We start from the raw sequence: 21826 nt of genomic DNA, 5'->3' as shown, positions 1-21826 counted from the left end.
CTTCCGGGCCAGCCACCCTTGGTCCGAACCAGCAGTTCTGTTCCTGCCCGAATCATGCCGTGGGTCCACGGCTAGCCTGAGGAGACAAAGACGTGTCCATTGAGACAATCGCTACTGACAATGACGCCTTGGTACTGAGCGAAGAAGAGATCTTCGCAGCACACGAGGGCGGCAAGCTGACGATTTCCAGCACCGTTCCCCTGAACAACAAGCGTGACCTTTCCATCGCGTACACCCCGGGCGTCGCCCAGGTCAGCCGCGCGATCCACGCCAACCCCGAGCTCGCCCGCACCCACACCTGGGCTGAGCGCCTGGTTGTTGTTGTCAGCGACGGCACCGCCGTCCTGGGCCTGGGCAACATCGGCCCCAGCGCTTCCCTCCCGGTCATGGAAGGAAAGTCTGCCCTCTTCAAGTCCTTCGGCGACCTCGACTCCATCCCGCTGGTTCTCAACACCACCAACGTGGACGAGATCATCGAGACCTTGGTCCGCCTCCGCCCGAGCTTCGGTGCAGTGAACCTTGAGGACATCTCCGCTCCGCGTTGCTTCGAACTCGAAGAGCGCCTCATCGAAGCACTCGACTGCCCCGTCATGCACGACGACCAGCACGGCACCGCCGTCGTGGTTCTCGCTGCCCTGACCAACGCTGCCAAGGTGACCAAGCGCGAACTTTCCGGGCTCAAGGTCGTTGTCTCCGGCGCAGGTGCCGCAGGCATTGCCATTGCCGAGATTCTTCTTGCCGTTGGCATCGAGGACGTCATCCTGCTCGACTCCAAGGGTGTGGTCAACGCTGAGCGTGCCGATCTTGTGGCCGATCCTGACAGCGTCAAGGCCCGCATGGCCCAGCGCACCAACCCCCGCGGCATCACGGGTGGTCCGGGCGAGGGACTGACCGGCGCCGATGTGTTCGTAGGCGTTTCCTCCTCCAAGCTGGATGAAGAACACCTGAAGCTCATGAACGACCAGTCGATCGTGTTCGCCCTGTCCAACCCGGACCCGGAAGTTCTCCCCGAGGTTGCCCAGAAGTACGCGGCCGTAGTTGCAACGGGCCGCAGCGACTTCCCGAACCAGATCAACAACGTGCTGGCCTTCCCGGGCATCTTCCGTGGCGCACTGGACGCCAAGGCCCGCCGCATCACGCCCGCAATGAAGATCGCCGCTGCACGCGCAATCGCTGAGCTGGCCGAGGAAGACCTCTCCGCTGACTACATCGTGCCGAGCCCGCTGGACGCCCGAGTGGCACCGGCAGTCACCGCGGCTGTTGCCGCAGCAGTGACCGAATAGCGGTTACCGACCAAACACCGACGACGGCGACGCCTCCATGCCGGGGAGCGTCGCCGTCGTGGCTTTTTAGCAAGCAACCCGGGGTCACTTGTGGCCCATGTTGGCCTCCCAAAGGGGCCAGAAGTGACCCCGCGTTGCTGGCTCATAGACTTGGGCCCATGAATGCCGAACTCGTTGTGACCATCCTGTGCGGTCTGGCCATTGCGGTTGGGGTTGCCGGGACCATCATCCCTGTCCTTCCGGGAAGCATCCTCATTGGTGCGAGCCTCCTCGCGTGGGCAATTTGGGGCGGCGCCGGAACGCTCGGCTGGGTGATCTTCGCCATCGGCATGCTGTTCGTAGTGGCCGGGATGGCTGCCAGTGCTGTGCTCACAGGGCGAAAACTAAAACAACACGGCATTCCCAACAGGTCTGTTGTGGTTGGGATAGTTCTTGGCGTGGTGGGGATGTTCCTGATTCCGGTGGTCGGACTCGTGGTGGGGTTCGCCGTCGGGCTCCTGCTGAGCGAGGTCCAGCGGACCCGTGACTTCCGCACCGCTGTCCGTACGAGCGGCGCCGCGCTCAAGGCGACCGGCATCGGGATTCTCGTGGAATTCGGTCTTGCTTGTGCCGCCGCGAGCACCTGGATCATTGGGGTTTGGATCAACGCCGTAAACGGTTAAGAACCTTCGCCGAGATGGCAGCAGACCCCCATGTGCAGCCAGAACATGGGGGCGTGCTGCCATCTCGGCGAGGAGTTACTGGAGGGTGGGTACCCGTACCTGGGCCGGGCGGAATGAAGCACCGGCTCCTGGGAACAAGGGGACGTCGATCCGGGCGTGGGTGTGGATTTCCTGGACTGTGTCCTTCGTGTGCTGTGCGATCTCGGCAAGAGTGGTGACCCACATACCGTCGAGGCCCTTGACCCGTTCGATCAGCTGCTCCAAGGCGACGGCCCTGGACGGCCGACCGGAGATGAACGGGTGGTTGGTCAGGACGAAGCAGCTGCCCTGGGCGTGGTGCGCCTGGGCCTCAAGAGTCCACATTTCCAAGGCCTTGGCCGGGCTTTCGATGACCCCGCTGCCCGTGATGCCGGGGTAGAAGGCGTACTGCTCCCAATCATCCAAGGCCCAATCAACGGGAATCTCCACGATGTCCCGGGGATCGTCCTCGGCCACTGACATGCGGTAGGGAGCATCGCCGTCGAGCAGGCTTGAGTCGTAAAGGAAGCCTCGGTCCGCGAGCAGCGCGGGCGACTGCCAGTTCAACTCCCACCAAGGAGCCCGGTAGCCCACGGGCCGAACACCGGCGACGCTGGCAAGTGCTTCCAAACCCCGGTCCAGGTAATTGGCCTCGGTTGCGGCGTCGATGCCCTGCATTGGCTCGTGAAGGTAGCCGTGGTGGGCGATTTCGTGCCCATCGTCAGCGATCCTGCGTACTACATCCGGGTAGCTCTCCGCAGTGAATCCGGGGATGAAGAACGTTCCCTTGATGTCCTGTCGATCCAGGATCTGGAGGAGCCGCGGGACGGCGATTTTTGGACCATACGACTGGTGGCTCATGAGGGACATGCGCCGGGTGCTGGAGGGTTCGTGGGCGATGGTGCAGGACTCGGCGTCGACGTCGAAGGTGAAGGACGCTGCGGCTTTGAAGCCCTCTGGCCACGTGATCGGGTGGAGGGAGTCCGCGAAGGCGGGCTGGCTCATGCTGTGGTCCTTTCGGAGGCTACGGGAACTGCGGGAGCACCCGGAGCAGTTTGGGTGACGGAGACGTGGTCAGAGTCGGCAAGGACAAACTTTCGGTGTGCCCGCGGCCCGAGGATTGCGTAGGCTGCCGCGCTGGTAAGTCCGCCGGCCAACCATGAGAGATCCCAGCCACCAAGTGCCACGGCGATGGGGCCTTGCATCACTGGTATCAGCCCGTACATGAACAGCCAGGTGCAGAAGATGCCAACCAGCAAGGAGACGATGCCGGCCCAGTTGATCACGGGGAGACGTTTGGTCCCGACGCCGTCGAAGAGCCGTTCAACCTTTCCGGGCCAACGTTTCTCCAGCCAGAAGTAGTGCACCAACATGACGCCGCCCCATGCAGCTACCCACGCAACCAGGCCAATCAGCCAGGCATCGAGCACCGAGGCGAAGTCCTCCTGGAAGATGAAGAACACGACGGCGAGCAGCGAGAAGACGCCGACGAACAGGTTGAGCTTGCGACGATTGATATTGATGTCCAGGGCCTGTGTGGCCACTGAGAAGGTGTAGATGTTCAAGATGTTGGTGGCGATGGGGCCGTGCAACACCATGAGGAGGACAGGAAGGGCAAGGACTCCGAAGTTCTGAACGATCAGTTTGCCGGGGTCGATCTCGCCGCTGTTGGTGGCAAGGCTCGCGCCGAGGACGCCGAGCCAAACCACGGGAATGAACTGGCCAAGGACCGAAGCCAGGTAGACCTTGCGCTTGGGAACCGAAGTGCTGACGAAGCGCGAGTAGTCCGCGGCGTACGTGAACCAGGTGATGCCCCAGCCGATGCCAATGGCGGTCATTACGGCGCTCATTGCAGCGATCCGCTCGGATCCCTCAAGGATGTGGCCAGCTGGACCTGCGTAACCCCAATCGATCTTCATGCCGATCCATGCGACGGCGGACATGACGGCCAGGATGATGATGGTGGGCGGAACAGTCCACTTTTCGAAAGCGGCGATCGCCTTGTAGCCGAACCAGGCAATGGCAACCTGGGCGGCCATGATGACGGTGGCGACGCCGATCTTCCAGACGTAATTCTTTGCGGTGGGATCCACCCAGCCCAGCGTTCCGAAGAGAGCCATGACAAGGTCCAGGATGATCCACGTATTGACCGCGCACCATCCGATGACCAGGAGTGCCTGGATCGCGGCGGGGAGGTAGTTGCCGCGACGGCCGAACGCAGCCCGGGCGAGGACCATGCCCGTAGCGCCGGTCTTTTGGCCAAGGAGGACGAAGCAGCCAAACAGCAGCATGCCAATCAGGTTGCCCAGGACCAACACAAAGACAGTGTCGGCGAAGCCTAGTCCGAGGTGGATTCCGAGTGCGCCCAGCACCCAGTTGATGGGAGCAAGGTTGGCGCCGGCCCAGATCCAGAACTGGCCTGAAACCTTGCGGGTGCGGTCTGACTCGGGAATGGGCTGCAGCCAGGCTTCGCTGTCATGGGCCGGCGCCGTTGCCGGACCTGACTGCGCTGAGCCTTGCTGCGGTGAAGCAGGCTGCTGTGAGGCAGGCCGCGATGACGCAGGGGAGAGGTTGTCTTGCATGAGGGAGATCCTCCGTGTGTGAAAGGGACTCCTTCAGCGTATGTGCCACAGATCACAGCAACAAGATACGATGTGTCTAAAGAAACTGTATTCCACCGTACGGAGTGTCATGTCCATCCTTCTAGGCCAAGCCTTGGAACGTGAAAGCCTCAAAGCCGCCGAGCCCCGTCTCCTTAACTCGGTGGCGGACGCCCTGACCCGCCCCGTCCGTTGGGTGCACTCCAGCGAGGTTTTGGACATCGCCCCGCTCCTCAGTGGCGGCGAACTGCTCCTCAGCGGCGGCCAGGCGCTTGCTCTTGAGAGCTCGGAGCGGCAAGCGGAATACGTCCGGGAGCTCGCAGCGCGCGGTATAGCGGCACTGGCCCTTGAAACCGGATCGACACTGCCCGAAGTTCCCGGTCCCATGCTGGAAGCTGCCGAAGCCGCAGGCCTGCCCGTTATTGAATTGCGTCACGTTGTTCCTTTCGTTGCCGTCATGCAGGAGATCAACTCGCTCCTGGTCAGCGAGTCCGTCGAACAGCTTCAACGCGGCGATCAAACCAGCCACGCGATGGCCGCTGAACTCGCCCATGGCGGCGGACTTGACCAACTTCTGGCTGTCTTGGCAGAACGGACAGGTGCCAGCGCGCGGTTGGTATCGCCGTCGGGCCTCACCCTGGGTTCCGCGGCGAGCTCGGCAGCGGGTCCAGCAGCAGGTTCAGCGCCGCCGGCGGAGGACAGCGGGCTCATCACGGTTGATGTGCCGGTGCGTGGCGTCCTCGCCGCCCGCTTGGAGCTGCACGTGCCCGACGACGGCGACAGTGGCCTCGCGCGCGTGGCGGGAGAGCGGTCCGTGGACATCCTTGGCTTGGCCCTGTTGCAGCGGATGCCGCCAGGATTGAAGGAGTTGGCGGGCATTGAACTGATGCGTGCCATCAATTCCGGGAGCCAATCGTGGCAGCTCCAGCAGCTTGGGCCGGCGTCGGGCTTTCCCGCCAATGGCCAGGTTGCCGCGCTGGTGATCCGCTCCACCGGTGCAGGGCATCTTCGCTCTGCCCTTGATGCACTGCTGCGTATACACGTGCCGCACAGTGCCAGCTATGCGGATAATGCGGAGCTGATCGCGCTCGCTTCCCTTGGGGATGGCGCAGCAACCCGGGCAGCCCTGATGGATGCGCTCCGGGCCTTGGAGACGCCAGCCGGATCTGCGATAGCGCTTGGCCCGGTGGGCAAGGGGATCGATGAGGCTCCGTGGTCGCTGGCGGAGGCGCGCCGGACCCTGGACCTTGATTTAGTGGGACATGGCGTGGTGGATGCTGAAGCCTTCGCCGTGGAACGCCTCGCTGAGGAACATCTCGACCCAACCACCCGGGAAGGGTTCGTGCAGCGGCAGTTGGGCGCCGTCCTCGAGCATGACCGGCTGCGGCGATCCCAGCTTCTGCGGACGCTGACCGTCTGGCTGGACACAGGCTGCAACACAGCCCAGGCCGCACGCGAACTGCACTTGGAACGGCAGTCCATGCACCAACGGCTGCAGCGAATCTTCGAGCTGTGTGGTGGAGATCCCCGGGGAACGGGAAGGCTGGCTGCCCTGCATCTGGCGGCGCGGCTGGCGCGTTTGCAGGCACCTTAAACGCCAATTCGATGGTTCCCTGCACACACCGCCGTTCGCAACAGCGTCTGCGCAGGGAACCATCGAAATGGGGCGCGCAAGGCCCTACTTCAGCACAATCGTCCTGTTCCCATTCAGGATGATCCGCCCCTCGCAGTGCCAACGAACGGCGTTGCTGAGGGCCTTGCACTCCGTGTCCCGACCGGCGGCTACGAGATCGTCCGGTCCGAACGTGTGATCCACCTCAACCACCTGCTGGGAGATGATCGGGCCCTCGTCCAGCTCGCCGTTGACGTAGTGGGCGGTGGCACCCACGGTCTTCACTCCGCGGGCGTAAGCCTGGTGGTACGGCTTGGCACCCTTGAAGCTGGGCAGGAACGAGTGGTGGATGTTGATGGCGCGCCCGTCGAGCTTGCGGGCGAGGTCGTCGCTGAGCACCTGCATGTACCGGGCCAGCACAATGAGTTCCACGTCCAGTTCGTCGATGATGTCCAGCAAACGCGCTTCCGCCGCAGGCTTGGTAGCGGCGGTCACAGGGACGTGGAAGAAGGGAATCCCGTGCCACTCCGCCAAGCCCTGGTGGTCCGTGTGGTTGGACACGACGCCCACGACATCGATCGGCAGCTCACCGATCCGCGCACGGAACAGCAGGTCGTTCAGGCAGTGCCCAAACTTCGAGACCATGATCAAGACGCGGCGCTTGGACCCTTGGCGTTCCAGCTGCCAGTTCATCCCATACTTCTCGCCCACTGGGGAAAATGCGCCACGCAAAGCATCCACAGTGGTCTCGTCACCGGAGGACGCGAAGTGAACCCGCATGAAGAAGTGGCCCTCGGCGCGGTCACCGTACTGCTTGTTGTCGATGATGTCGCAGCCATGCTCCAGCAGGAAGCCGGACACAGCGTGCACGATTCCGGGACCTTCAGGGCAGTCCAAGGTAAGGACGTGTTCCACGGTGGTTCCGGCGGAGGAATCAGTAGAGGATTCGGTTTGGATGGCAGTCATGGCTAGCACTCCACTACGTTGACGGCGAGTCCTCCACGGGAGGTCTCCTTGTATTTGGATTTCATGTCGGCGCCTGTTTCGCGCATGGTCTTGATGGCCTTGTCCAGGGACACTTTGTGGCTGCCATCGCCGTGCAGGGCCAGGCGGGCAGCGTTGATCGCCTTGACGCTGGCGATGGCATTGCGTTCGATGCACGGGATCTGCACCAGGCCGCCCACGGGATCGCAGGTGAGGCCCAGGTTGTGCTCGATCCCCACCTCGGCGGCGTTCTCCACCTGCTCCGGCGTTCCGCCCAGGACTTCGCAAAGACCGGCAGCGGCCATGGAGCAAGCGGAACCCACCTCGCCCTGGCAGCCCACCTCGGCACCTGAAATGGAGGCGTTGATCTTGAAGAGAATCCCGACGGCGGCCGCCGCGAGCAGGAACCGCACGACGCCGTCGTCGTTGGCTCCGGGAACAAACTTTGTGTAATAGTGCAGCACTGCAGGGACAATCCCTGCGGCACCATTGGTCGGTGCAGTGACAATCCTGCCGCCGGCAGCATTCTCCTCGTTGACCGCCAACGCGAACAGGTTCACCCATTCCATGGCGAGCAAGGGGTCCGCTGACGATTCGCCCTTCAACTCGGCGTCGGTCTCGGAAAGCTTCTTAAACAACGACGGCGCCCGTCGCCTGACTTTCAAACCTCCAGGGAGGATTCCCTCGGCCGAGCAGCCGTTGTCCACGCATTCACGCATGACAGCCCAGATGCCCAGAAGGCGCTCGCGGAGCTCCTCCTCAGACCGCCAGACGAGTTCGTTGGCCAACATGACATCGGAAATCGACATGCCCTCGCGCGAACAAATGGCAAGCAACTCGTCAGCGGTTGTGAACGGGTAGGGCAGCACGGTGTCATCGGCTACTACTTTGTCCGTGCCCGTGGCATCCCCATCCACCACAAAACCGCCACCGATCGAGTAGTAGCTGCGCTCACGCAGTACAGCCCCGGTGTGGTCAAGCGCCCGGAAGGTCATGCCGTTAGGGTGTGCCGGAAGGGACTTGCGGCGGTGGAGGATCACGTCCTCGTCCCAATTGAAGTCCACCCGGTGGTCGCCGCCCAAGCGCAGTTCGGCGTCGAGGGCTGCCGCTGCCACTTGATCGTCCGCGGTTTTGGTGTCGACGGTTTCGGGTGAGTGGCCCTGCAGCCCCAGCACCACGGCTTTATCGGAGCCGTGGCCCCGGCCGGTGGCGCCCAGGGAGCCGAAGAGCTCAGCCTGGACGCGCACCGTGGCCGGAAGCTGGCCGGACGATTCAAGACCGTCCGTGAACTGCTTTGCCGCCCGCATCGGGCCGACCGTGTGTGAAGACGACGGCCCGATGCCAACAGAAAACAGATCAAGCACACTCAGTGCCATTAGGGGACCTCGGGGGAGGCGTACTCCCGCATGGCATCGAGGAGCCAGCGTCCCAGGAAGTCGGCAAACGAGGCCCGGGGAAAGATCCGGTAGTTCTCGTCCGAGGTCTTCCACAGCATCACGGGGATGTGTGCGAGCTCCGTTGACACGGCTGTACCGGCCTTGAAGACGCGGGGGTGAAGGTCCAACGAGCACGTCTTTTCGAGCACAGCGCGGGCGTGGCTGCCGGAGAGCTCGAACGTGGTGCGGTTGGCGGACAGGTCCACCACCTGACCTTCATCGCTGCCCAGTGCCGTGGTCAAGTCGCTGACCAAGGAGCCGCCCAGCGAGTCGTGGGACTCCTCCGGAGCGACCACCAGGAACTCGGTGGGGCCAAGCCAGAGTACGTTGACGGAGTCCGATCCCGTCACTTCACCACAAGTGGCAGGCAAGCCGCCGGTGATGGACGCAACGCGGGTTCCGGCGTCGGACGTTCGCTCAACCCGGATACCCACCATGGCCTGGTACGGGATTTCCTTGAGCGTCACCGTGCCCGGCACTGAGCCGGAGGTGAAGGCGTCGGCCAGGTGCTCGGCCGGGCTGCGGCGGGCACCCCGTACGCGGTCGACGTGTGCGGTTTCTGCTGGTGTTGCTGTTTCAGCCATCTTTGCGGGTCCCTTCAACATCGAAAAGTACGGTTTCGCCGACAACCACGTCCACCAATTGGTCTCCCACCGAGGCCACGAGGGTCTCGCCGATGCGGTTGCGGCCGTTTTGGATCAGGGCCAGGCCGAAGGAACGGCCCAACGCGGCACTGTGGTAGCTCGAAGTTACGAAGCCTTCCATGGGGACGGGTCCGTACGCCGGGTTGACGGGGATGCCCTTCTCCACAAGCTGCGTGCCTTCCGGCAGCCTCAGCGAGTGATCCACGGGAAGGACGCTCACCAGGTGCTTGCGGTCCTCGCGGCTTGCGTCCTTGCGGAGGTAGGAGCGCTTGCCGATGAAGTCCTTGGCCTTGGAGACGATCCAGTCCATTCCGGCGTCCTGCGGGGTGACCGTGCCATCGGTGTCCTGCCCAACGATCGGGTAACCCTTCTCAGCGCGGAGGACGTGCATTGTTTCGGTGCCGTAAGGGGTGATGTTGAACTCGGCACCTGCGGCAGCAACGGCTTCCCAGGTGTTGAGCCCGTACCACGACGGGATGTTGATTTCGTAGGCCAGTTCACCGGAGAAGGAGATACGGCAAACACGTGCCTGCACCCCTGAGGCCAGGGTGGTCTCGCGGAACGTCATGAACGGGAAGGCTTCTGCGTTCAGGCCACCGTTTTCGGCGAGCTGGGGAGCAACCTTGGCGATCACTGCACGGGACTTGGGACCGACGACGGCGATGGTGCTCCACTGCTCCGTGACGGAGGTGAAGACCACATCGAGTTCCGGCCACTCCGTCTGGTGCCACTCTTCCAGCCAGTCCAGCACCTTGGCTGCGCCGCCGGTGGTGGTGGTCATGAAGAAGCGGTCGTCGTCCAGGCGAAGGGTCACGCCGTCGTCGAAGATCATGCCGTCCGGGGTGCACATGACGCCGTAGCGGGCGGATCCCGGTGCGAGCTTCTTGAACGCGTTGGTGTACACGCGGTTCAGGAATTCGCCGGCGTCCTTGCCCCGGATCTCGATCTTGCCGAGCGTGGTGGCATCCATGAAGCCCACGGAATCGCGGACCGCTGCGCACTCGCGCAGGACCGCCGTGTCCATGTCCTCGCCGGACTGCGGGTAGTACCAAGGGCGCTTCCACTGTCCAACATCTTCGAACAGCGCACCCTGGGCAACGTGCCACGGGTGGATGGAGGTGACCCGAGCTGGATCGAAAAGCTCACCGCGCTGGCGACCAGCCAAAGCGGCAAACGCCACCGGGGTGAACGGTGCGCGGTAGGCGGTGGTGCCGATCTCGCCGACGCCGGGAACGCTTTCCGCACCGCCGAACTTCAACGCAGCGGCGATAACGCCGATCGCGTTGACGCCGGAGGTCTTGCCTTGATCGTTGGCGGTACTGATGGACGTATACCGCTTCACGTGTTCCACGGAGCGCATGCCGGCCCCGGTGGAGCGGAGGACGTCAGCTACGGACTGGTCACGCTGGAAGTCAACGAAGTGGTGGTGCCACTCGCCCGGCTCACCGGTCTGACCGGGAACAAGCCACAGCTGGCGGGTCGGTGCACTCGCCACCGGTGCCTGCAGGTCCACCGGGGTGGTTGCGGACTCAAAACCAGCAGCGATGGATGCTGCGACTCCGGCCGAGATGCCCTCTGCAAGGCAGTCCTGGAGTTCGTAGCTGCCACGGCCTGCGCCAACAACCTGCTGGTCCCTCACGGGCGCCGCGGGAATGAAGGCGGCCAGGTCGTCGTCCCAGCGCAGCTTGCCCTGGCGCTGGCTGTGGAGGTGCACCACAGGGCTCCAGCCACCGGAAACAGCAAGCAGATCGGCGGCGATGTGCTCGACGCCCGAGGTGAGTTCGCCGTCGTCGTTAATACTGCGGACGGTGACGCCGTTGAGGCGGCCGTTCTCGTCTGCGGAAGTGTCAGCCACGGCACTGCCAATGAGGACCCGGATACCGGACTCGACGGCGGCAGCGGCCTTCGCGCTGATCTGCGGACGGGCATCGACGACGGCGGCAATCGCCACGCCTGCTGCCTTCAGGTCCGTGGCGAGCAAGTAGGCGGAGTCGTTGGTGGTGCTGATGACGACGCGTGATCCGGCTGCGACGGCGTAGCGGTTGAGGTACGTGCGGACAGCCGAGGCGAGCATGATGCCCGGGCGGTCGTTGTTCTCGAAGACCAACGGACGCTCGTGCGCACCCGGTGCCAGGACAACCTGCTGTGCGCGGATGTGCCAGATACGCTGACGCGAAACGCCAGAAGCGGCGGGAACGGTCAGGTGATCCGTGCGGTTCTGGGCTGCGATGAAGTAGTTGGAATCGTAGGAACCGAAGGCGGTGGTGCGGTTCAGCACGGTGCATTCTTCGGCGGAGACCAACTCGGCTTCCACATCGGCAACCCATTCCAGGGCCGGCTTGCCTTCGATGGTTTCCTGCAGGCCTTCGGCCGTGGAGCCGGAGAGGAGCGAACCGCCCAGTTCGGGCTGGTCGTCGATCAGGATGACGCGGGCGCCGGTGCGGACTGCTTCGCGGGCAGCTGCCAGGCCGGCAACACCGCCACCGACCACCAGGACGTCCGTGTGGACGTACTTCTTGTCGTACTCAGCCTTGTCCTCGGCAGGGTCAAGCTTGCCCAGGCCGGAGAGCAGTTCGACGTTCATGCCGTCCACGAGTGACACGGCGGTGGCGGGAAGCATCGATTCGGCGACGTGGCCCGGGAAACGGGGAGCGATCTTGACCAGGGCGTTGGACTCTTCCACGCCGGCGGCCATGATGCCGCGGGGGCGGTCCTCGTAAAGGGAGTTGCCTGCGTTGATGTGGCCGTTGGCCAGCAGAGCCGAGGCGATGGTGTCGCCGGGGTGGCCGGTGAATTCCTGGCCGTCCACGGTGAAGCGCCAAGCGATGCTGCGGTCAATGCGTCCGCCGGTGGCGAGGCGTGCGTTCTTGCTGGTCACTTCTAGACTCCTTCCGAGGAGGTGGGGGCTGTGGCGCCTGTTGTTGCGGCGCCGGGAGCGAGGCCCGCTTGCGTATCGGGCTTGGCTCCGCCATCCGGGCGGGGCTGGCCATCGGGGCGGGGCTGGCCCATCGCGTAGATGGACTGGATGTCGTAGGTCACGGTGTCCCGCAGCATGTTGAACCACTGGCGGCAACCCGTGCTGTGGACCCAGCGTTCAGCGAAAGAACCCTTGGTGTTCTCGCGGTAGAACAAGTATTCAGCCCACTCGCGGTCCGTGAGGTCGTTCGGGTTCTCCGGGTAGGCAACGTGTGCCTGGCCGCCGTAGTGGAATTCTGTTTCGTCGCGTGGCCCGCAGTTGGGGCATGAAATGAGTAGCATGTCTTTCCCGTCCTTCCTAGTGGGCCACGGCTGCGGCGCCGTGTTCGTCGATCAGGGCACCGGTCTCGAAGCGTTCCAGGGCGAAAGGCTTGTTGAGCTTGTGCGGGGTACCGGTTGCGATGGTGTGCGCGAAGGTCAGACCAGCCGCAGGAGTGCCCTTGAAGCCACCCGTTCCCCAACCGCAGTTGACGAACATGTTCTCCACGGGAGTGAGGCCAACAATCGGCGAGGCATCCAGCGTGGTGTCCACGATGCCGCCCCAAGTCCGGAGCACGTGTGCACGGGCGAAGATCGGGAAGAGCTCCACGGCGGCTGCCATCTGCTCCTCGATCACGTGGAACGATCCGCGCTGGCCGTAGCCGTTGTAGGAGTCCACGCCAGCGCCCATCACCAGTTCACCCTTGTGTGCCTGGGACACATACACGTGGACGTGGTTGGACATGACCACCGTGGGGTGGACCGGCTCGTGCAGTTCAGACACGAGCGCCTGGAGCGGGTGGGACTGGATGGGGAGGCGGAAGCCGGCCATCTCTGCGAGGACCGAGCTGTGACCGGCGGCGCAAAGGCCTACCTTTTCGGTGTTGATGTTGCCACGGCTTGTCTTTACACCGGTAACCCGGTTTCCGTCCTTGATGAAGCCGGTGACTTCGCAGTTCTGGATGATATCCACGCCGAGTTCATCGCACTTGCGGGCGAAGGCCCAGGCCACGTGGTCGTGCTTGGCGATGCCGGCACGCGGCTGGTAGGTAGCGCCCATGACGGGGTAGCGGATGTTGTCGCTGGTGTTCAGGATGGGGCAAAGTTCCTTGACCTGGTCAGGGTCCAGCCACTCCGCGTCCACACCATTGAGGCGGTTGGCTCCTACGCGGCGCATGCTTTCGCGGACGTCGCCCAGGGTGTGGGCGAGGTTCATCACGCCGCGCTGGCTGAACAGGAAGTCGTACTCCAGCTCTTCCGGCAGGATTTCCCACAGTTTGAGGGCGTGCTCGTAAATCGCAGCACTTTCGTCCCAGAGGTAGTTGGACCGGATGATGGTGGTGTTGCGGGCCATGTTGCCACCGGCCAGCCAGCCCTTTTCAAGGATGGCGATGTTGGTCATGCCGTGGTTCTTGGCCAGGAAGTAGGCCGTTGCCAGGCCATGCCCGCCGCCGCCAACAATAATGGCGTCGTAGCTCTTCTTTGGGTCCGGGTTGCGCCAGAGGAAGTCGGGGTGTTCGGGGAGGTGGTCCGCGCTCACTGGGCTGCTCCAATCATTTCTTCGAGTTCAGTCGCGGCGTCGTTGCCGCTGCTGAGATGTGGGTAAAGCGGGAATTTGTCCGCCAGTGCGGTGACGCGGCGGCGGAGTTCGACGGCGGTGGCTTCGTCCAGGGTGACGTCACCTTCGGTGCCGCTATCGGTGCTGCTTGCTTGGGTGCCGCTGTTCGCTGCGGCGATCAACGCCGTCGCAATGATGTCCGAGACTTCGGTGAAGTCCTCAGCGCCGAAGCCGCGGGCGGCGAGGGCGGGGGTGCCGATGCGCAGGCCCGAGGAAACCATCGGCGGGCGGGGGTCGAACGGGACGGCGTTGCGGTTGACCGTGATGCCAATGCGGTGCAGCGTGTCCTCGGCCTGCTGGCCGTTAAGGACGGAGTGGCGGAGATCGGCGAGCACCAGGTGGACGTCGGTCCCACCGCTGACAACCGAGATGCCGGCTGCAGCTACGTCTTCTTGGAGAAGTCGCTGGGCCAGGATCTTGGAACCCTCGAGTACACGGACCTGGCGTTCCTGGAACTCCGGCTCAGCGGCCATCTTGAAGGCCACAGCCTTGGCTGCGATAACGTGCTCCAGCGGACCACCCTGCTGTCCCGGGAAGACGGCGGAGTTAACCTTCTTGGCGATGTCGGCGTCGTTCGTCAGGATGACGCCACCGCGGGGACCGCCCAGGGTCTTGTGCGTGGTGCTGGTGACAATGTGGGCGTGCGGGACCGGGCTCGGGTGCAGTCCAGCTGCGACCAGGCCAGCGAAGTGAGCCATGTCCACCATCAAGTAGGCGCCCACCAGGTCCGCGATGCGGCGGAACTCCGCGAAGTCCAACTGGCGGGAGTAAGCGGACCAGCCAGCTACGATCAGTTGCGGCTTGCTCTCGAGGGCGAGGCGCTCAACTTCAGCCATGTCTACGGTGTGGGTGTCCTCGCGGACGCCGTACGGGACCACGTTGTAGAGCTTGCCGGAGAAGTTGATGCGCATACCGTGGGTCAGGTGGCCGCCGTGGGCCAAGTTCAGGCCCATGATGGTGTCGCCAGGGGTGATCAGTGCGTGCATGGCCGAGGCGTTTGCCTGGGCGCCGGAGTGGGGCTGGACGTTGGCGAACTCTGCGCCAAACAGGGACTTCAGGCGGTCGATGGCCAGCTGCTCGATCACATCAACGTGTTCGCAGCCGCCGTAGTAGCGCTTGCCCGGGTAACCCTCGGCGTACTTGTTGGTAAGGACCGAGCCCTGTGCTTCCATGACGGCCGTGGGGGCGAAGTTCTCAGAGGCGATCATTTCCAGCGTGGACTGCTGGCGGATGAGTTCCAGGGCGATCGCCTGATCGACCTCCGGGTCCGCCTGTGCGAGCGGGCGGATCAGCGGTTCAACCATGGTGTTCTCCTTCAAAAGCTTGTCTAGTGGCCGACTGTTAGGCAACTGATATATTAGAACTATTGCCATAGTATGTTGAAGATCACATGGTCGTCAACAGGACTGCGGTAACTCATCCAGCAGACTGAAGTACGAGCAACGGGAGAGAGCAATGAGCGCCGCATTGGAAGCACTGGAATCAACTCCGCAGGGTTCGTCCCTGGCGGAGAACGCGTACCTGCTCCTGCGCGACAGGCTGATCATGCTGGACATCAAACCCGGCGACCCCATCAACGATGGCCAGATTGCTGCAGAACTGGGCATTGGACGCACGCCCGTCCGCGAGGCCATCAAGCGTCTCGAAAGCGACCACTTGGTGGTCTCCTATCCGCGGCGTGGGACGTTCGCCACTGGAGTGGACATCACCCAGCTGGCCGAAGTCTCCGAGATCCGCGAGCTCCTGGAGCCACTCGCCTCCAGGAAGGCTGCCCGCATGGCCAGCCCTGCCATGCGTTCAGAGCTCCGCGCTGTTGCTGGTGCAATCCGTGATCTTGAAGGCCAGGACAATTCCTCCCAGGAACTCATGCGCTACGACATCCAGGTTCACCGCCTGATCTACAAGGCCTCGGCGAACGCACACCTGGAAGACGTCCTGATCCGGTACGACAACCTCGCCACCCGCATCTGGTGCTACATGCTGGAAAGGATGCCCTCCGTCTCAGGCCACATCTCCGAGCACGCGGAACTGCTGACAGCCATAGCCGACGGCGACGAAGATCGCGCCGCCGAGCTCGCCCTGCACCACGTGGTCAGCTTCGAAGAGACCATCCGCAAGGTCCTCTAGGCCCCGCCCTTCCGGACAACCCTGCCCCCTCCCGATGTTCGCTCACGTCCAACGGCCTTCTGGCGGTCCTTCTCTCACGTCCTGCGGCGGCGGTTGAATAGCTGTCACGTGCTAAAGCCCGACGTCGGCACTCCCCTGGGGTGGCCGACGTCGGGCTTTCTTCGTGGAAGTGACAGAACGTTCCCGAAATCGGCTGCAGGATGTGAGAGAACATCTGCGGAAGGGTTGTGTGTGAGAGGTGATCAGTGGGGTCCTCCAGGTCTCCGCTCCTTCGTCGCTTAGACGCGCGTTGCCGGATAACCTGCGCTCGTCAAGTTTTTGAGACAGTTTCGTTGGTGTTAGGCGGCCAGGGGTTCCTGGGCGCGGTTGTGGTGGTTTTCGTGGGCGGCGGCCGGTGGGATGCCGCCGGCCCTGCGGTTGGGACGGCGGCGGTTGTACCAGCCTTCGATGTAGTCCATCACTCCGGTCCGGGCTGCGAGTCTGGAGCCGAATCCGTGGTGGTGGTAGAACTCGGTTTTGAGGTGGGAGAAGAAGTTCTCGGCGACCGCGTTGTCCCAGCACACCCCGACCTTGCCCATGGACTGGGTGACCCCGTTCTGGCCGCACCATTCTTGGAATTCGTCAGAGGTGTATTGGGTGCCACGGTCGGAGTGGAACACCACACCATGCTCGGCGAAACGGCCGTGGTTCCGTGCCATCTGCAGGGCTGCGGTGCACAGGCTTGCCCGCATGTGGGCAGCCATGGACCAGCCGATGACCATGCCCGAAAACAGGTCGATGACGGTGGCCAGATAAAGCCAGCCCTCGCCGGTGCGCAGGTAGGTGATGTCTCCGACCAGACGGGTCCCGGGCACTGCGGAGGTGAAGTCGCGTTTGCCCTGTTCATCGAGCATGTGGTTCTCGATGTGGGCGGTCTTGGCTTGCGGGTCCTGGACCGTGGTCCTCTTCCAGGCCCGGGTTCGGATGGCCCGCAGGCCCTTTTCTCGCATGATCGCCCCGACGGTGGGGGCGGAGACCTTGGTCCCGGCCGCGTTGAGCAAAAGCGTCAGCTGGTCACGGCCGGCACGGCCATTTTCCTTCTCGTACAGGCCGGTAACCGCGGTGACCAGATCCTCATGCCGCACGGCACGCGGTGAGGGCCCGGCAGGGGCGCGCCACCGGTAGAACGAGGCCCGGGAGACCTTCAACGCCCGGCACAGCCACACCACGGAATAGTTGGCCTTCTCCGCTTCGATGAACTCGTAGAAGTCCTCTACTTTTGCTTCGCGGCAAAGAAGGCGCTGACTTTTCCCAGGAACTCGACCTCGGCCTTCAACCGCTCATTTTCGGCCAGTGCCTTCCGGTGCTCGTCCCACGGCACCGGCCCCCGTTCTTCAGGCAGGACCGGCGCGGCGCCCTGGTGGCTCTCTCGATGCCTGTGCAGCCAGTTCCCCAGCGTGCTTTCCTTCACCCCGATCTCCTCGGCGACCTGTTTCACCAACCGGTTCGTGGACAAAACAAGCCGCACAGCATCCTCACGGAAAGCGGCATCGTATTTTCTTCTGGGCGTGGTCATCTGAACTGAAGCTCCCATCAAGCTGTCTCACAAAACCATACGACCGCAACCCGCCCCCCGATGTTCTCTCACGTCCTGCCGTCTTCTGGCGTTCCTTCTCTCACGTCCAACTGTCTTTGGGCGGTCCTTCTCTCACGTCCAACTGTCTTTGGGCGGTCCTTCTCTCATGTCCTGCGGCGCCGGCTGAATAACTGTCACGTGCTAAAGCCCGACGTCGGCGCTCATCTGGGGTGCCCGACGTCGGGCTTTCTTCATGAAAGTGAGAGAACGTTCCGAAATGGGCCGCAGGATGTGAGAGAACATCTGGGTCGCCGTCGCTTGGACGCGCGCTGCCCAATAGCCCCGCCCCCGATGCGCTCTCATGTCCTGCCGTTTTTTGGAGGACGTTCTCTCATGTCCTGCGGCGGCGGTTGAATAGCTGTCACGCGCTAAAGCCCGACGTCGGCCCCCACCGTGGGTGCCCGGCGTCGGGCTTTCTTCATGAAAGTGAGAGAACGTTCCGAAATCGGCTGCACGATGTGAGAGAACATCCGGGGGTTTGGGGCGACTGATGCAACATGGTCTTCCTCACTGCAACAACGATGGGATCCGGCTCTCCGTCGCTGGATACGTCTGGAGCGGCCCGGAAAGCCTTGAATGACTTTTGGAAACACTCTTGACCGTGACGCAGCCCACACGTAGTCTGGTGCAACAGTGTTGCTTCTAATGCAACCCCAAAATATTCTTGGTGGAACACATGAGTAATGAACTTTCCTCTGTGGCAGCCGCTCCGGGAGATCGGTCCAATGGCGGACCCGGCACCTCTCCCGAATCCGGCCCCAATCACACAGTCAGCAATCACACAGTCAGCAAGGACACGCGCCGACGCGTCGTCACTGCGAGCTTCATCGGCAACTTCGTCGAGTGGTTCGACTACGCCGTCTATGGATACCTGGCCGGCATAATCTCGACCGTTTTCTTCCCGGAATCCGATCGCCAAACAGCCTTGCTGGCGACGTTCGGTGTCTTTGCGGTCAGCTTCTTCGTAAGACCGCTTGGCGGATTCATCTGGGGCCACATCGGAGACAGGCTGGGCCGGAAGCAGGCGTTGTCGCTCTCGATCGTCCTGATGTCGGTGGCCACGTTCTGTATCGCCCTGATCCCCGGGTACGCCACTATCGGCGTGATGGCCCCCATCCTGCTGCTGCTCGTAAGGGTGGTCCAGGGCTTCTCCGCTGCAGGCGAATACGCCGGCGCGTCCGCCTTCCTGGTGGAGTATGCGCCTTCGAATCGCCGCGGCCTCTATGCCGCCGTCGTGCCTGCCAGTACCGCAGCGGGTCTCCTGCTGGGCTCCTTGCTGGCCGCCCTGCTGAGTTCAGTCCTGACGCCAGAACAGTTGAACGACTGGGGTTGGCGCCTGCCGTTCCTGTTGGCAGCGCCCATGGGCTTGATCGGCAGGTACATCCGTACCAAGCTCGAGGACACGCCCGCGTTCCGTGAGCTGTCCGAGAAGGAGCCCGCAGTCAAGGCTCCGGCACTGGCGATGTTCAAGACCTACCGTAAGCAACTCATCATCGCCACGGGCGCAGTGCTGCTGAACGCAGTCGGCTTCTACGTGATCCTCAGCTACATGCCCACATACCTGTCAGTGGAACTGGGCTTCGGAGCGGCGGAATCGTTCCTGGCTACCACGATCGCCCTGGCCAGTTACATCGGCTTCATCTTCCTGACCGGCATCGCGTCGGACAAGTTCGGCCGTAAACGGATGCTCATCACCGCGTCTGTCCTGTTCGTGGTGCTGACCGTCCCTGCGTTCATGCTCCTGGATACCCGTAACTTCCTGGTGATCGTGCTGGTCCAGATCCTGCTGGGCGGAATGCTCACCCTCAACGACGGCACGCTACCCAGCTTCCTGGCCGAACTCTTCCCGACGAAGGTCCGCTACACGGGCTTCGCTGTCAGTTTCAACCTCTCCAACGCGTTGTTCGGCGGCACTGCGCCGTTCATGGCAACGCTCCTCATCGGCATGACCCACAATCAGCTGGCCCCCGGCTGGTACCTCGTGGCTGCCGCCCTTGTTTCCCTCATCGCAGTCCTGTTCGCCGCCGAGACTTCCAAGAAGCCACTGCAGCAGGTCTGAAACCAACCAACCCATTGAAAGGAACCACCATGACCATCACCGAGAACGAGGCCATCAACGATGTGGCCAAGCTCGATCGACTCAAGGTCCTCAACAACGGCGAGAAAGTCTCCCTGACTTTCTCGGATGCAGAGTTTGAGCGTCGCCTGACCGGCCTTCGCAGCATCATGGCCGAGAAGGACCTCGACGCCGTCATCCTCACCAGCTACCACTCCATCAAGTACTACTCCGATTTCCTCTTCACCTATTTCGGCCGCTCCTACGGCATGGTGGTCACCAAGGATGACACTGTCACCATTACGGCAAATATCGACGCCGGTATGCCTTGGCGCCGCAGCTACGGCGACAACCTCGTGTACACGGACTGGCGCCGGGACAACTACATCCACGCTATCCAGGAAGTCCTGCGCACCCGCGGCATCAACCCGCGCCGCATCGGCGTCGAAGATGACTCCCTGCCGCTGGACAACCGCAACAAGATCCAGGCCGCATTCTCGGGAGCCACGCTGGTGGATGTTGCCCAGGCTGCGATGCGCCAGCGCATGATCAAGTCGGACGAGGAAATCGCAGTCATCAAGCACGGCGCCCGCATCGGCGATCTTGGCGGAGAGGCCATCCGCAGCGCGATCACCGCTGGAATCACTGAGTACGAGGTCGCCTTGATCGGCACCGAGGCCATGGTCCACGAGATCGCCCGCACCTTCCCGGACTCCGAAATCCGTGACACGTGGGTCTGGTTCCAGTCCGGCATCAACACCGATGGGGCGCACAACTGGGCAACCACCCGCAAGATTCAGGAACACGACATCTTGTCGCTGAACTGCTTCCCGATGACCAGCGGTTACTACACGGCTCTGGAACGCACCCTGTTCTACGGCGAACCGGACGCGCGCTCCTTGGAACTGTGGAACATCAACGTGGAGGTTCACAAGCGCGGCCTGGAACTCATCAAGCCCGGCGCAGTCTGCAAGGACATCGCCGCCGAGCTCAACGAGATCTACGTCGGTCACGGGCTCCTGGCGAATCGCACGTTCGGCTATGGCCACTCGTTCGGCGTCTTGAGCCACTACTACGGACGCGAAGCAGGCCTTGAATTGCGCGAAGACATCGACACCGTGCTGGAACCGGGCATGGTGGTTTCCATGGAACCGATGATTACAGTCCTGGACGGCCAACCGGGTGCCGGCGGCTACCGCGAGCACGACATCCTCGTGGTGGGCGAAGACGGTGCGGAGAACATCACCAAGTTCCCGTTCGGCCCCGAGTACAACATCATCGGAGCCTAGTGACCCGGCCGGTGGGCGCAGTGCACGGCGTCCACCGGCCCAGCCCGGTCACAGTCCGCCAGCCTCAGCCAAATATAGTGAACCCATGACTCCCACGGAATCCAACGACGTTTCAGGCAACGGCGAAGCCAAAGGTACCTCGGTCATTGTCAACGCCATCGCGGTCCTGCGGAGTTTCAGTGCAGAAGAGCCGCTATTGGGGGTCACTGAAATCGCAGGGCGCATTGGCCTGCACAAGAGCACAGTTTCCCGCATCCTGGCGACCTTGGAGCAAGAGCATTTGGTGGAGCGCGACGTCGATTCGCGCAGGTTCCGCTTGGGGTTGGGAATGATCGCCATGGCGGGCCCACTCCTGGCGGAACTCGAAGAGCGGCGCGTGGCGTATCCGGTACTACGGGAACTGACCGAGCGCACGGGGGAGACCAGCGCGCTCATGGTCTGGAACGGCACCGAATCCATGAGTGTGGAGCAGATCCCCAGCCGGCACCAGGTCAAGCACCTGGCCCCTTTGGGAGTCCGTTACAACGAGGCACTCAGCTCATCCGTTCAGGTCTTCCTTGCCGCGGAGGACAAGGATCGTGTCCGTAATCTCCTCCGAAGTGGTGCGATCACTCTTCCTGGCCTCGATGAGGAAGCCATGGAGGCGTACTTAGAGCGGCTGGAGGACTCGACCAAGCGCGGCTGGGCAGTGAACTTTGGCGAGACCTCCATCGAGGAAGTGGGCGTGGCCTCGCCCGTCTACGACCACAGGGGAAACATTGTGGCGGCCGTGCTCATCCCCGCACCAAAGTTCCGGGTCTCGCAGGACACGCTGACCAGCCTCGGCGAAGCTTGTGCCGACGCCGCGGCCAAGGTCACCACACGCCTTGGTGGCCGCGCCCCACGCTGAGCTGCAGGACGCGCAAGCCACAAGAAGCCGCTGGCCCA

17 protein-coding genes are annotated in these 21826 nt (G+C 63.0%); 7 read left to right on the top strand and 10 right to left on the bottom strand.

Features of this window, described 5'->3' with window-relative positions:
- Window positions 1-92 precede the first annotated feature (92 nt).
- Both VUN82_23145 and VUN82_23140 read left to right on the top strand, forming a co-directional pair.
- Entirely contained in the window at window positions 93-1283 is a 1191-nt protein-coding gene (locus VUN82_23145; GenBank protein ID XAS71932.1) for an NADP-dependent malic enzyme, read from the top strand.
- Between the two features lie 158 nt (window positions 1284-1441).
- Entirely contained in the window at window positions 1442-1945 is a 504-nt protein-coding gene (locus VUN82_23140; GenBank protein ID XAS71931.1) for a DUF456 domain-containing protein, read from the top strand.
- Window positions 1946-2020: 75 nt separating this feature from the next.
- On the opposite strand, the gene VUN82_23135 is transcribed toward VUN82_23140, so the two are convergent.
- Together VUN82_23135 and VUN82_23130 are read right to left on the bottom strand one after the other, a co-directional pair.
- Window positions 2021-2968: a polysaccharide deacetylase gene (locus VUN82_23135; protein XAS71930.1), complete on the bottom strand. Its 948-nt coding sequence runs from the start codon at window positions 2966-2968 to the stop codon at window positions 2021-2023.
- Window positions 2965-4545 (bottom strand): cytosine permease, encoded by a 1581-nt coding sequence (locus VUN82_23130; GenBank protein XAS71929.1) that lies wholly within the window; start codon window positions 4543-4545, stop codon window positions 2965-2967. Before VUN82_23130 ends, VUN82_23135 begins: the two co-directional genes overlap by 4 nt.
- A 109-nt stretch (window positions 4546-4654) precedes the next feature.
- Between VUN82_23130 and VUN82_23125 the strand changes: the two genes are divergently transcribed.
- Window positions 4655-6157, top strand: a complete 1503-nt coding sequence (locus VUN82_23125; protein XAS71928.1) for a PucR family transcriptional regulator ligand-binding domain-containing protein — start codon at window positions 4655-4657, stop codon at window positions 6155-6157.
- 84 nt (window positions 6158-6241) lie between these two features.
- Here the strand turns inward: VUN82_23125 and purU are convergent, their stop codons facing one another.
- The 7 genes from purU to glyA are packed head-to-tail and all read right to left on the bottom strand — an operon-like array spanning window position 6242 to window position 15116.
- Window positions 6242-7141 (bottom strand): formyltetrahydrofolate deformylase, encoded by a 900-nt coding sequence (gene purU, locus VUN82_23120; GenBank protein XAS71927.1) that lies wholly within the window; start codon window positions 7139-7141, stop codon window positions 6242-6244.
- 2 nt (window positions 7142-7143) lie between these two features.
- Window positions 7144-8535 (bottom strand): L-serine ammonia-lyase, encoded by a 1392-nt coding sequence (locus VUN82_23115; protein XAS71926.1) that lies wholly within the window; start codon window positions 8533-8535, stop codon window positions 7144-7146.
- Window positions 8535-9179, bottom strand: a complete 645-nt coding sequence (locus VUN82_23110) for a sarcosine oxidase subunit gamma family protein (GenBank protein ID XAS71925.1) — start codon at window positions 9177-9179, stop codon at window positions 8535-8537. The genes VUN82_23115 and VUN82_23110 overlap by 1 nt, the downstream gene beginning before the upstream one ends.
- Complete coding sequence (locus tag VUN82_23105) at window positions 9172-12117, bottom strand: 2Fe-2S iron-sulfur cluster-binding protein (GenBank protein ID XAS71924.1); 2946 nt, start codon at window positions 12115-12117, stop codon at window positions 9172-9174. Before VUN82_23105 ends, VUN82_23110 begins: the two co-directional genes overlap by 8 nt.
- A 2-nt stretch (window positions 12118-12119) precedes the next feature.
- Window positions 12120-12497, bottom strand: a complete 378-nt coding sequence (locus VUN82_23100) for a sarcosine oxidase subunit delta (GenBank protein ID XAS71923.1) — start codon at window positions 12495-12497, stop codon at window positions 12120-12122.
- 16 nt (window positions 12498-12513) lie between these two features.
- On the bottom strand, window positions 12514-13734 hold the full coding sequence (locus tag VUN82_23095) for a sarcosine oxidase subunit beta family protein (protein ID XAS71922.1): 1221 nt from the start codon (window positions 13732-13734) through the stop codon (window positions 12514-12516).
- Entirely contained in the window at window positions 13731-15116 is a 1386-nt protein-coding gene (glyA, locus tag VUN82_23090) for a serine hydroxymethyltransferase (GenBank protein XAS71921.1), read from the bottom strand. The genes VUN82_23095 and glyA overlap by 4 nt, the downstream gene beginning before the upstream one ends.
- Window positions 15117-15267: 151 nt before the next feature.
- Here glyA and VUN82_23085 point away from each other — a divergent pair, with 151 nt between their 5' ends.
- On the top strand, window positions 15268-15939 hold the full coding sequence (locus tag VUN82_23085) for a GntR family transcriptional regulator (protein ID XAS71920.1): 672 nt from the start codon (window positions 15268-15270) through the stop codon (window positions 15937-15939).
- Window positions 15940-16277: 338 nt separating this feature from the next.
- Here VUN82_23085 and VUN82_23080 read toward each other — a convergent pair.
- Window positions 16278-17494 (bottom strand): IS3 family transposase gene (locus VUN82_23080; protein ID XAS71919.1). Its coding sequence is split into 2 segments (ribosomal slippage): window positions 16278-17230 and window positions 17230-17494, totalling 1218 coding nucleotides; the frame shifts between segments, so codons are not numbered across the junction.
- 736 nt (window positions 17495-18230) lie between these two features.
- On the opposite strand from VUN82_23080, the gene VUN82_23075 reads away from it, so the two are divergent.
- From VUN82_23075 to VUN82_23065, 3 genes are all read left to right on the top strand, one after another.
- Window positions 18231-19613 (top strand): MFS transporter, encoded by a 1383-nt coding sequence (locus VUN82_23075; protein XAS71918.1) that lies wholly within the window; start codon window positions 18231-18233, stop codon window positions 19611-19613.
- 29 nt (window positions 19614-19642) lie between these two features.
- Window positions 19643-20899 (top strand): aminopeptidase P family protein, encoded by a 1257-nt coding sequence (locus VUN82_23070; GenBank protein XAS71917.1) that lies wholly within the window; start codon window positions 19643-19645, stop codon window positions 20897-20899.
- A gap of 85 nt (window positions 20900-20984) precedes the next feature.
- Window positions 20985-21788, top strand: coding sequence for an IclR family transcriptional regulator (locus VUN82_23065; protein ID XAS71916.1), 804 nt, complete (start codon window positions 20985-20987; stop codon window positions 21786-21788).
- The last annotated feature ends 38 nt before the right edge of the window (window positions 21789-21826 follow it).

It is taken from the genome of Micrococcaceae bacterium Sec5.1 (genome assembly GCA_039636795.1).
Lineage (GTDB): Bacteria > Actinomycetota > Actinomycetes > Actinomycetales > Micrococcaceae > Arthrobacter.
Note: the sequence above shows the minus strand (reverse complement) of the source record. Positions and strands in the feature narration are given on the sequence as shown.